This window comes from Clostridium bornimense (assembly GCF_000577895.1).
GTDB lineage: Bacteria > Bacillota > Clostridia > Clostridiales > Clostridiaceae > Clostridium_AN > Clostridium_AN bornimense.
In genome coordinates this window covers 770,189-781,822 of the sequence record NZ_HG917868.1, presented here as the reverse complement: position 1 = coordinate 781,822, position 11,634 = coordinate 770,189, and the positions used below count along the sequence as shown (strand labels likewise).

The 11,634-nt window shown below is 28.7% G+C and carries 12 protein-coding genes and 1 riboswitch; of the genes, 4 read left to right on the top strand and 8 right to left on the bottom strand.

The features are described 5' to 3' along the window. Positions 1 to 46: 46 nt before the first annotated feature. On the bottom strand, positions 47 to 1,480 hold the full coding sequence (locus CM240_RS03520) for an NCS2 family permease (protein WP_044036510.1): 1,434 nt from the start codon (positions 1,478 to 1,480) through the stop codon (positions 47 to 49). A gap of 945 nt (positions 1,481 to 2,425) precedes the next feature. Then, on the bottom strand, positions 2,426 to 2,851 hold the full coding sequence (locus tag CM240_RS03515; protein WP_051483661.1) for a hypothetical protein: 426 nt from the start codon (positions 2,849 to 2,851) through the stop codon (positions 2,426 to 2,428). A 188-nt stretch (positions 2,852 to 3,039) separates the two neighbouring features. Here CM240_RS03515 and CM240_RS03510 point away from each other — a divergent pair, with 188 nt between their 5' ends. Both CM240_RS03510 and CM240_RS03505 read left to right on the top strand, forming a co-directional pair. After that, positions 3,040 to 3,990: an AEC family transporter gene (locus CM240_RS03510; protein WP_044036508.1), complete on the top strand. Its 951-nt coding sequence runs from the start codon at positions 3,040 to 3,042 to the stop codon at positions 3,988 to 3,990. An 11-nt stretch (positions 3,991 to 4,001) separates the two neighbouring features. Further along, positions 4,002 to 4,661, top strand: coding sequence for an HAD-IA family hydrolase (locus tag CM240_RS03505; RefSeq protein WP_044036507.1), 660 nt, complete (start codon positions 4,002 to 4,004; stop codon positions 4,659 to 4,661). 3 nt (positions 4,662 to 4,664) lie between these two features. Here the strand turns inward: CM240_RS03505 and CM240_RS03500 are convergent, their stop codons facing one another. The 3 genes from CM240_RS03500 to CM240_RS03490 form a co-directional block, all read right to left on the bottom strand. Then, the gene (locus CM240_RS03500; protein WP_044036505.1) at positions 4,665 to 5,489 is read right to left on the bottom strand and encodes an MBL fold metallo-hydrolase; all 825 of its coding nucleotides are present in this window, start codon (positions 5,487 to 5,489) and stop codon (positions 4,665 to 4,667) included. A gap of 139 nt (positions 5,490 to 5,628) precedes the next feature. Next, positions 5,629 to 5,895, bottom strand: coding sequence for a zinc ribbon domain-containing protein (locus tag CM240_RS03495; RefSeq protein WP_044036503.1), 267 nt, complete (start codon positions 5,893 to 5,895; stop codon positions 5,629 to 5,631). 73 nt (positions 5,896 to 5,968) lie between these two features. Further along, positions 5,969 to 6,868 (bottom strand): helix-turn-helix transcriptional regulator, encoded by a 900-nt coding sequence (locus tag CM240_RS03490; RefSeq protein WP_044036501.1) that lies wholly within the window; start codon positions 6,866 to 6,868, stop codon positions 5,969 to 5,971. Between the two features lie 88 nt (positions 6,869 to 6,956). On the opposite strand from CM240_RS03490, the gene CM240_RS03485 reads away from it, so the two are divergent. Continuing rightward, the gene (locus tag CM240_RS03485) at positions 6,957 to 7,865 is read left to right on the top strand and encodes a M48 family metallopeptidase (protein ID WP_051483660.1); all 909 of its coding nucleotides are present in this window, start codon (positions 6,957 to 6,959) and stop codon (positions 7,863 to 7,865) included. Between the two features lie 23 nt (positions 7,866 to 7,888). Continuing rightward, positions 7,889 to 8,098: a zinc ribbon domain-containing protein gene (locus CM240_RS03480; RefSeq protein WP_044036499.1), complete on the top strand. Its 210-nt coding sequence runs from the start codon at positions 7,889 to 7,891 to the stop codon at positions 8,096 to 8,098. A 205-nt stretch (positions 8,099 to 8,303) separates the two neighbouring features. Here CM240_RS03480 and thiD read toward each other — a convergent pair whose 3' ends face one another. From thiD to CM240_RS03465, 3 genes are all read right to left on the bottom strand, one after another. Then, complete coding sequence (gene thiD, locus CM240_RS03475) at positions 8,304 to 9,101, bottom strand: bifunctional hydroxymethylpyrimidine kinase/phosphomethylpyrimidine kinase (protein ID WP_044036497.1); 798 nt, start codon at positions 9,099 to 9,101, stop codon at positions 8,304 to 8,306. 23 nt (positions 9,102 to 9,124) lie between these two features. After that, positions 9,125 to 9,946 carry a hydroxyethylthiazole kinase gene (gene thiM / locus CM240_RS03470; protein ID WP_044036496.1) on the bottom strand — a complete coding sequence of 274 codons (822 nt, stop codon included), beginning with the start codon at positions 9,944 to 9,946 and terminating at the stop codon, positions 9,125 to 9,127. Positions 9,947 to 10,015: 69 nt separating this feature from the next. Then, positions 10,016 to 10,125, bottom strand: a riboswitch (TPP riboswitch). Between the two features lie 84 nt (positions 10,126 to 10,209). Then, positions 10,210 to 11,589, bottom strand: a complete 1,380-nt coding sequence (locus CM240_RS03465) for an MATE family efflux transporter (protein WP_044036494.1) — start codon at positions 11,587 to 11,589, stop codon at positions 10,210 to 10,212. Positions 11,590 to 11,634 lie beyond the last annotated feature (45 nt).

The following is an 11,634-nucleotide window of genomic DNA, read 5'->3' as shown; positions in this document are numbered from 1 at the left end:
CAGTTCCTTATTTTATAAATAATTAAATTTTAAAATTATACTCCATTTATAAAATTGCTAAAATAGCAAAGTTTATTATAAATAATCCTGTACATACCCATAAAATTGGATGAATTTCTTTTGCTTTTCCTTTGCAAGTTTTTACTATACAATAAAAAATAAATCCTGATGCAATTCCATATGATATACTATAACAAAATGACATAAATATAGCAGCAAAGAATGCTGGAATAGCCTCTTCTAAATCATCCCATTTTATTTCCTTAAATGAAGATAACATCATAATTCCTACTACAATTAATGCTGGTGCTGTTGCTTGAGATGGCACAATTCCTATAACAGGTGATAAAAACATACTTAGTAAAAATAATATGGCTGTAACTACAGATGTTAGTCCTGTACGACCTCCTGCTCCTATTCCTGCTGCACTTTCAACATAAGTAGTAGTGTTTGAAGTACCTAAAATAGCTCCAACTGATGTAGCAATTGAATCTGCAAATAATGCTTTATCCATCTTAGATTTAAACCCTTTTCCATCCTCAAGAGCTTTTTGATCTTCTTCACTAAATATTCCTGTACGACGACCTGTACCGATAAAAGTTCCTATTGTATCAAAAGTATCTGATAAACTAAATGCAAATATTGTGATTAATACTAAAGGTATTTGTGAAGTATCCTTAAATAAAGATAATAATCCTTTATCACCAAAAGCAACACAAAAAGTATCTGATAATTGTCTAAATGAATCTCCTAATCCTGTTGTAGTATTTATAGCAGATAAATCAACAACACCTAATGGTATTCCTAATATTGTAGTAACTGCTATCCCAATGATAATTGCTCCTTTTACTTTAAAAATTAAAAGAACCACCATAAGAATAATTCCGATTAATGATAAAATAACAGCTGGTGTATTGAAATTAACAAGAGCTGGAACTGCACTACTATTAGCTACAGATGTTCCACTTTCTAAAACTGTATAAGTCCCTGGATCTGATGTAAAATTTATAAGTCCTGCATTTTTCACTCCAATATAAGCAATAAATATACCAATTCCTCCACTGATAGCATGTTGTATGCTTTCTGGTATTGCTTTAATAATTAATTTACGAATCTTTGTAATAGTTATAGTTACATTAATTAAGCCACAAATAAATACCATAGCTAATGCTTGTTGCCATGTGAATCCTAAAGCTCCACAAACAGTAAAGGTAAAGAATGCATTTAATCCCATACCTGGTGCTTGAGCATATGGAACATTGGCAAAAAGCCCCATTACCAAAGTACCTATAGCTGCAGAAATTATTGTAGCTAAGAAAACTGCTCCTGTAGGCATTGGATTATCTGCTGTACCTGCAAGGCTTAACATTGATGGATTTACAAAAATTATGTATGCCATTGCAAAAAATGTAGTGATACCAGCCATAACTTCTGTTGAAATGGTTGTCCCATTTTCTTTTAGTTTAAAAAACTTTTCCATAAAAAACTCCTTCATTTAAAATATTTTATAAACAAACTTAAGAATATATATTATTTATCTTTTGCTTAGTTGATAAATTTTACAGGTATATTATATCATTTTTATATATAATTTTACATCAAAATATAAATATTGAAGCTGTTTCTATTTAAAAATTTTTTATAAAAAAAATAAAAAAATATTTTACAAATTACATACATATTATGTAAAATATGTTAATATATTATTAGGGCAAAGAATAAAAAAATTTAATGAACCACTATACAATTAAATTGATTTTTTATTTCACATTTAATTGTTAACGTATTCAACTCGAGCTTTCATTAAATTTTATAAAAGATTCCTCATTTATTTCCATTCTTAATTATTTCACTTACTGAAGTATTTCTGAATTCTTATAAAATAAAAATTATGTTAAAGTCCCCATATCTTTTATTTATAAGTTAAATTGTAGAATATTTTGGTTTGAAAATGGACTTTAGAATGGAGGAAACCTATATGAAAATATCAGGTATTAGCGGCACCAAGAAATTCAACTTTAGTTGTAGCCCAAAGAATGAGAGATTCTTAAGTATTTTGATATTTTTATTTGGTATAATATGTGTTGTTGCATATGTACTAATAAACGTCCTCAAATAAAAATAAAGACCTTTCAAAGTTATATGCCCTAAACCTATCTTTGAAAAGTCCCTATACTAAATAAAAGTATCCTATAAGGAAGCAATTATGCTTCCTTATTTGATGTGAAAATTCCATCTACCTTTAGTATACACTATTTTTTATAAAATTATTACATATTTTGTTTAAATAAATTTAATCTAACTATATAAACAACGAAATAGTTGATCTAAAAGTTCTTATTAATAACTTAAAAATCAACTACTTAAACTTTTTATTAAATATACATTTTTCATAAACTTCATCCTTTGTTAAATATAGTATAAATTATTTTACGACATTAAATAATTCATAAAAATAATCCTTATCATTTTCTAACGTTTCATTGATTTTTGTATAGTGTAACTTATTATTTCTATCATATATACAATGAGTATGCTTTATAGTAAATTCTTCTTCATTACTAACTTTGTATGCCGTTACTACCTCTTTAACATGTTTTTTGCGTCTTGAAACAACAACCCTATAATTATGATCCCCAATTATCTTTTCATAATAACACTCAGGATTATTATTTGACATTCTAAACACATAGTCTGGATCCTTTAATATACCTTCTATTTTTTTTAAAGTCATTTCAGGATGCTTTACTTTAATATGACTATGAAAATTTGCATTATACAAAAGAATTTTTTTATGAACCTTCCCCTCAAGCTTAAAAACCATTAGTTTTTCTTCAAAATAGTATTTCATAATATTGCCCCCAAAATAAAAGTTAACTTAGTAATCATTAGTTACTCTTTCTCATTTGTACTTATAATTTATCTATCGTTCTATTTAACATTCTCTTGATATATTAAATCTATATATGATTTTTTCCTATTTTTTCTTTATATGCTATAATATAAAAATCTAATTTATTTAACAATATGGAGGTAAAAATGAATAGTTTTTTTTATAGTATAAATGCTACAATTCCTATATTCTTACTTATGGTTCTAGGATATATACTTAAACAGATTGGAATTCTAAATGATGAATTTGTTAAGGTATCAAATAAATTTAACTTTACAATAACATTACCTGCTCTTTTATTCCATGATATTTCTACAACTAATATACGGGAATCATGGGATTTGAAATATGTTTTATTTTGTGCCATTGTAACTACTATCTGCTTTTTTTCAATATGGATTTTAACTAAAATATTAATGAAAGATAAATCTATGGTAGGTGCTTTTGTACAAGCCTCTTTTAGAAGCAGTGCTGCTATTTTAGGAATAGCTTTTATTCAAAATATATGTGGAACCTCTGGCATGGCTCCATTGATGATTATAGGTACGGTACCTTTATATAATATATATTCTGTTATAGTTCTTACTTTAGAGGGTTCTACTTCATCTACAGAAAATATTATAGATAAAATTAAAGATTCTTTAATAAACATTGCTAAGAATCCAATTATTCTTGCTATTATAGCAGGACTTATTGTGTCCTTAATAGATATAAAATTCCCAATAATAATTGATAAAACTATAAATAACCTTGCTGTTATGGCATCCCCATTAGCTCTTATAGCTATTGGTGCAGGCTTTGAAGGAAAAAAAGCCTTAAAAAAGTTGAAGCCAACAATCATTGCATCAGCAATAAAGCTTATACTTCAACCTGCTATTTTTTTACCTATCGCTATATTAATGGGCTTTACAGATGCAAAGCTAATAGCTCTTGTAATTATGCTTGCTTCTCCTACAACGGCTAGCTGTTATATAATGGCTAAGAATATGAATAATGATGGTGTTTTGACTTCTAGTATCGTAGTCTTAACTACTCTTCTAAGCTCTATAACATTAACATTTTGGATATTTATATTAAGATCTTATAATTTAATATAAGGAGGAATTCTATGAATAAAAAAATTATTTTTTTTGATTTAGATGGTACTATCACTGATCCTATGATAGGAATAACTAATTCCGTCAAATATGCATTAAAATCTTTTGGTATAGAAATTTCTAATAATAAAGATTTATATAAATTTATTGGACCTCCTCTTCAAGAATCTTTTAAGGAGTATTATAACTTTAATGTCACTGAAACAGATTTAGCAATAAAAAAATATAGAGAATACTTCTCCGATAAAGGTATCTTTGAAAATTCTCTATACACAAATATGGATTTGTTGTTAAAATCACTAAAAGATAATAACAAAACTGTCATTTTAGCAACATCAAAACCTACAATATATGCAGAAAAAATATTAAAATACTTTAATATATATAAATACTTTGATTTTGTAAGTGGTAGTACTTTAGACGGAAATATATCTAAAAAAATAGATATTATTAAATATGCTTTATCCTCTAATAACATAACTTCTCTGTCAGATACAATAATGATTGGTGATAGAAAATATGACATCGTTGCTGCAAAAGAATTAGGAATAGACTCCATTGGTGTTTTATATGGTTATGGAGATTATGAAGAGCTTACTAACGCTGAAGCTACATACATAGCAAAAAATATAATGGAGCTATCAAAACTTCTTAATGTCCCATTATACTAATTACTATATTTTAATACAGGTACCTGTAGATAAATACTGTAATCTTTCTTTTAATATATCCTTTAACTGATTATAAGGAACTAGTCCTGTACAATGGCATGTATAGTAAAAAGTATCTTTACTTTTTAAATAACGTCCTATCTCATTAATTAAAGAAGGATCTTCACTTTTCTTATAGCTAGGACTCGAAAGGTGAAATCCTCCTAATACATACCTTGGTTCTTCCCCTTTTATATCAATAAACTTATCTATTATATTCGATATTCCTCTATGGGAACATCCAGCAATTAATACTAATTTATCGTTATCTTTTATAATTAAACTTTGTTCATGATTAAAATTATCTTTTATAAATTTTCCTTCTTCTTTCATAAGTAATACATTATTAGATTTTGATAATAAGTTATTATTTTTTACACCAGAGAAAATTTCTAACTCTTCATCAAGTCTTAAATATTTATCTACAAAAATAATTCTACTATTATTTTTTATTCCTTTATCTAAACCTATCTCTTCAATAATATCTGTAGGTCGTTTTGAATAATGCTCTTCAAATCCATGTTTATTAATATAAATATTTGCTCTAGTATTCACCTCTAAGAACTTTTTTAATCCTCCACCATGATCATAATGGCCATGAGAAATAATAACTAAATCAATATCCTCAATATTTACATTTAGTTTTTTTGCATTTTCAAGAAATAAATCTGTCTTTCCTAAGTCAAATAATATTTTATGTTTATTAGTTTCTATATACAAGCTTAACCCATGCTCATTTTGAAACTTATCAGAAATTGCTGTGTTTTCTATTATCGTTTTTATAATCATAAATTTCATCCCCAAACTTCAAATATATGTATATTTGTTATAGTATATCTCCTTTTTCTTACATTAACAAGTTATAGGTAATAAAAATAAAATATTAAGAGCTTTGCATATAAAATTAATTGCAAAGCTCTTAATATTCTTACTTACTCCATCTTTTTAACTTTGGAAATACTTCCTTCATCATTGCTCTAGCAGATTCCTCTGTCATGGTACTATTTGCATTTACAACATGAGGAATACAGCCCTCTATCATTTCATCCATAGATATATCTGCTATAAATTCTCCATCTTTAAAACAATATTTGCAATAATCTTCATTCTTACTTCCATCTAAATTAGTACCAAATAATTTTTCTCCTTCTCCCATCGGCATAGCACAACTTTGACAATAATTCATATTTTCCATTGATATCCCTCCATAAATAATTAATTTTTATAAATTTATAATATCAATGATAAACTGACCTATGTTTGTCATATTATAAATATTTTTTTAAAGTTTTCCTTAATATTTTCTCTATTTCATCTCTTAAATATTGTGGTTCTAAAACTTCAACATAAGAGGAATATGAAAGAATATAACTATATATCCATGACCCTACAGGATAAGTTGTATTTACAATAAATGAGCCATCTATATCTTTAGAAATTTCATCTTCTGAAAATTCATCATACACTCTATATCCTTGAGATTTATCTACTTTTAACTTTATATTTATAAATTTAATATCACTATCATTAGAAACATCTTGATAACACTCTTCTTCAAAACTTCTTGCAAAATGCTCACCTATATTCTTTACACTTCTTATTCTATTAATCTTAAAAATTCTTATAGCTTCTCTTGCCCTACAAAATCCTACTATATACCAGGATTTTCCCTTAAACATTAATTGTAATGGTTCAACACATCTATTAGTTTTTTCACCATAACTACTATAATATTCTATTTCTATAACCTTCTTTTTAATAATGCTATCCTTTATAATATTGAACTTTTCTTTTTGTCTTTCACTCCAATCAGAAAAATCTACATCTATCCATTTTTCATTATTCTTACCGAAGAAATTACTCACTTTAGAAAGTACGTCATCTACATTAGTATAATTTATTGCGCTTAACCCTTGTAATGCAGTTATTATCTCGTTTTGTTCATTTTCAGAAAGCATTGACTTATTTAAAACAAAATTATCTAAAATTCCTATTCCTCCACCCTTACCCTTAGTCGTATATATTGGAATTCCAGAAGAAGATAGTAAATCTATATCTCTATAAATTGTCCTTTTTGACACTTCAAACTTATCTGCTAATTCACTTGCTGTTACAGTTCCTTTATTAATTAATATATATATAATTTCAAATAGTCTATTAAATCTCATTCTCTCACCTATTTACAATTTATTATCTTTATTATAACAAATTCATTTGATATAATTATATCAAATTGAAATATTTGGAGATGATAAATTGGATAACTATACGGATTTCAACGAAATAATAGATGTGAAAAAAATAAAACAATATAGGCATAAATCTGAAAAGCGTTGGTATATAGCTCTCGTGATAATAAACATACTGATTATTGGTTCCGTAATATCCGTATTTGCTTATAATTTTAAAGAAAACTATAAAAATATTAAGGAATCCATAGTTGAAACATATAATAATCCTGATACTGCAGAAAGCGATATTGAGAATATTCCTACTGATGTTAAAGTGTTGTGCTATGGATTATTGCTTTTTTTAATTCTCCCATTTTCAGTTAATTTTATGTATGCAGGAGTACGAAGTAGAGCAATAAGAATAACTGAAAGGAACTTTCCCGACGTATATGAACGAATAGTAAAGTATTCAAAGATTTTAGGATTAAGAAAAGTACCTGAAGCATATATTGTGCAAGAGAATGGAGTATTAAATGCCTTTTCTGCTTTCATAATTAGAAAACAATATATACAAATTAATGCGGATCTTTTTGAAATAGCTTACAGGGAACATCACGATTTAGATTCCATTTCTTTTGTTATAGCTCATGAGCTATCTCATATAAAATTAAAACATGCTACTTTTCTATATCATATTTCTATTCTCTACTCTAGTGTTATTCCTATTTTAGGATCCACAGCTTCTAGGGCAAGAGAATATAGTTGTGATAGATTAGCACAAAAAGTTACTGGTAATAGTGGTATAGAAGCAATGCTCTCACTTATGGCTGGAAAACACTTATACAAAGATGTTGATATAGAAGATTATCTAAAACACGCAAATGAAGTAAAAGGCTTTTTTGTATGGTGTTATAATTTATCTTCTAGCCATCCTATCATGACAAAAAGAATAAAAGCTTTAGAAATGGAAGAAGGAAGTGGACAATTATATTAAAATAAATATATGGAGGTTTGTTTATGGAAAAACAACAATACGTATGTCCAAAATGCGGATGTACTCACTACGAACATGATCAATTCCAAGCTACAGGAGGTAACTTTGCAAAGATATTTGATGTTCAAAATAAGAAATTTATAACAATAAGTTGTGCTCAATGTGGCTTTACTGAATTATATAAAGCTACATCCAGTGATGGTTGGAATGTACTTGATTTCTTAATGAGCTAAATAATTATTTTAATGCATCAGTAATAAAGGGGCTGTCGCACAAATGAGTGTGGCAGCTTTTTCAGCAAAATAGAGCAAATAAAAGGCACATACAGGGCACAAGTATCAGGGCACAAGGCATAGGTATAGTAAAATTCCTCTCAAAGAGGAATTTTCACCTTACTTGTGCCCTGTGCCTTCTAACCTGTGCCCTATTTTCACTACATTATTCTGCATACTTTCCTATTATAGAAAAGCCGTGATTTATTGGACCACTGCCCTTTCCTAAATCAAGCATTGCTGCTAAAGCATCAGAAATATAATCCTTTGCTTTGGCTACAGATGTATTTAAGTCATATCCCTTTGCAAGATTTGATGTAATAGCACTGGATAATGTACATCCTGTTCCATGAGTATTGGGATTATCTATACGCTTTCCATAAAACCACTTATAATTGCCATTATGATATAACAAATCATTAGCATCATTTAATTGATGTCCACCTTTACAAAGCACAGCACAATTATATGTTTCACTAATAATCTTAGCAGCCTCAACCATATCTGTTTCCGTTTCTATCTTTTTACCACAAATAACTTCCGCCTCTGGAATATTCGGTGTTAGAATAGATGCAATCGGAAATAATTCTTTTTTTAGTGACTCTATAGCATCATCACTTATGAGTTTTGATCCACTAGTTGCCACCATAACTGGATCTACAACAATATTTTTAGCTTCATACTCCTTTAATTTATTAGCAATTGTCTCAATCAATGTAGTAGAAGATACCATACCAATTTTTATAGCCTCTGGATAGATATCAGTAAAAATATTATCAATTTGATCTTCTAAAAATTCTGGTGTTACTTCCATAACTGATGTTACTCCAGTGGTATTCTGAGCAGTTAACGCTGTTATTGCGCTCATAGCATATACACCATTTGTAATCATTGTCTTAATATCAGCTTGGATACCAGCACCTCCACTAGAGTCACTCCCTGCAATTGTTAATACCGGTTTCATAATAAATTCCCCCCTTTTCATTTTTATCGAATTTCATAGTTTGCGCCTTTGTCTAATATATCTTTATCAATACTATAAATTGCATCTATTATACGATTACGATAAGTGGCATTACCATCACCTTCTTGCATCCTTGACCATGCAACCTCACCAGCAACCCCCATAGTACACACTGCTGCTGCTACTGCTTCACACTTATTTTCAGGATTGGCTACAATAAATGCTGTAATCATCGCAGATAACTGACATCCGGTTCCTGTAATCTTACCCATTTCTGGTCTTCCGTTACGAATAACATAACACTTATCTCCATCACTAACTAAATCAATAGCACCAGTAATAGCAATGACACTGCTCGATTTTTTCGCAAAATCCTTTATAAATTCAACTCCAGCATCAAGGTTTTCTTCTGTTATTGCATCTGCTATATCAGCATCTACCCCCCTTGTACTTCCACTACCAAATGCTAATGTTTTAATCTCAGAAATATTCCCTCGAATAACATCAAATCTTAACTGCTCTACTAAATTAATTGCAGTATTGGTTCTAAGAGCACTGGCTCCTGCTCCAACAGGATCTAACAAAAGCCTATGATTTAATTCATTTGCTTTCCTACCAGCCACAAACATAGCCTCGATGCTTCTCTTGTTCAAAGTACCTATATTAATATTCAAACCACCACAGATAGATGTAATATCTTCCACCTCCTCAGGTTCATCAGACATAATAGGACTCCCACCACAAGCTAACAATACATTTGCCACATCATTTACTGTTACATAGTTAGTTATATTATGCACCAATGGCATCATACTTCTTACATTTTCAATACAAGTTCCTAGCATAATATTCCCCTCCGATTTTTTAGAATATATACAAAAAAGCGGATATACCAAGGTTAGTATATCCGCATAAAAGTACGTCATAATATATTCCTACGTTGGCATTATCCAAATCAGGTTAAGGGTCAAGGCCTTCAGCCTACTCTCAGCCCACTAATTTGTGAGCTCCCCTATTTTCACAGTTACTATACCATCAATTTACTCAGAAATCAAGTTTTATACTAGCTGTTACTTACTATATACTTTGACACTTACATATATTCAAATTATTTATTACTTTGAGATTTAATCATATCAATAGATGATAGATTCTTCTTATAAAATACTATAAAACATATCATAGTAGTTAATGCTGCAATTACATCTGCAACAGGTTCTGATAAAAATACTGCAAATAATTGATTTTTCATAAATAACGGTAATATAAATATTAAAGGTATTAGTAATAATACTTTCCTTAGTAATGCTAATACTAAAGATACTTTAGCTTGTCCTAATGCTAAAAATGTTTGTTGACACGCTATTTGAATACCAAATATAAATATCCCGGCAAAATATATTCTTATACTCCATTTAGTTATTTCCATAAGCGCTGAATCATTATTAAATATACTAACAAAAACCTGCGGCATTATCATAAGTGATGCCCACATTATTGTGGTATATAAAAAACATATTGCTAAACATATTTTAAATGTCTTTTTAACTCTATCCATTTGTTTAGCTCCATAATTATAACTTATTATAGGTTGAGCACCTTGTGTTAACCCCATTGTAGGTTGCAACACTATTTGCATTATACTACTCATTATTGTCATTGCACCTATAGCTAAATCTCCACCGTACTTAGCCAATTGGCTATTTAATGATATCAACACTATACTTTCAGTAGATTGCATAATAAATGGCGATACTCCTAAAGATACTATATTAAAAATTATTTTTTTATCTAACTTTAAAAATTTCTTACGTATCTTTAATATGCTTTTCTTACCCAATAAAAACTTTAATACCCATATTGCAGAAACCCCTTGCGCTGTAACTGTAGCAAGTGCTGCTCCTTTTACACCTAAATTAAACCCAAAAATTAATATTGGATCAAGTATAACATTTATTACAGCTCCAATCACAACTGTAAGCATACCTATCTTAGCAAATCCTTGAGTATTAATATATTGATTCATTCCTAATGATATTTGTACAAATATTGTTCCAAGTAAATATATAGTTATATAGTCTACCGCATACCCTATTGTGGCATTACTTGCTCCAAATGTCCATAATATCGGTTCCTTAAAAATACTAAATCCAACAGTCAAAATAATTGATAATATAATTAATAACATAAAACTATTACTAAGTATTTTTTCTGCACCTTCATTATCTTTTTCTCCCATTTTTATAGCCGCTAAAGGTGCACCACCCATACCAACTAAAGCGCTAAATGCAGAAACTATTAAAATAATTGGGAAAGCTACACCTACTCCTGCCATAGCAATATCCCCATTAGTCATTCTACCTATAAATATTCTATCAACTATGTTATACAATACATTTACTAGTTGAGCAATAATGGCAGGAGTTGACAATTTAAATATTAATTTTCCAATACTTTCTTTTCCTAAATCAGTATTTAAACTTTCCATTATATCTCTCCTTTAAAGCAAATTTATATTAACAATAAACTATTA

Bases quoted from the DNA above. Each gene is read 5' to 3' on its own strand.
- CM240_RS03520 (WP_044036510.1), bottom strand. From the start codon at position 1,480: ATGGAAAAGTTTTTTAAACTAAAAGAAAATGGGACAACCATTTCAACA.
- CM240_RS03515 (WP_051483661.1), bottom strand. From the start codon at position 2,851: ATGAAATACTATTTTGAAGAAAAACTAATGGTTTTTAAGCTTGAGGGG.
- CM240_RS03510 (WP_044036508.1), top strand. From the start codon at position 3,040: ATGAATAGTTTTTTTTATAGTATAAATGCTACAATTCCTATATTCTTA.
- CM240_RS03505 (WP_044036507.1), top strand. From the start codon at position 4,002: ATGAATAAAAAAATTATTTTTTTTGATTTAGATGGTACTATCACTGAT.
- CM240_RS03500 (WP_044036505.1), bottom strand. From the start codon at position 5,489: ATGATTATAAAAACGATAATAGAAAACACAGCAATTTCTGATAAGTTT.
- CM240_RS03495 (WP_044036503.1), bottom strand. From the start codon at position 5,895: ATGGAAAATATGAATTATTGTCAAAGTTGTGCTATGCCGATGGGAGAA.
- CM240_RS03490 (WP_044036501.1), bottom strand. From the start codon at position 6,868: ATGAGATTTAATAGACTATTTGAAATTATATATATATTAATTAATAAA.
- CM240_RS03480 (WP_044036499.1), top strand. From the start codon at position 7,889: ATGGAAAAACAACAATACGTATGTCCAAAATGCGGATGTACTCACTAC.
- thiD (WP_044036497.1), bottom strand. From the start codon at position 9,101: ATGAAACCGGTATTAACAATTGCAGGGAGTGACTCTAGTGGAGGTGCT.
- thiM (WP_044036496.1), bottom strand. From the start codon at position 9,946: ATGCTAGGAACTTGTATTGAAAATGTAAGAAGTATGATGCCATTGGTG.
- CM240_RS03465 (WP_044036494.1), bottom strand. From the start codon at position 11,589: ATGGAAAGTTTAAATACTGATTTAGGAAAAGAAAGTATTGGAAAATTA.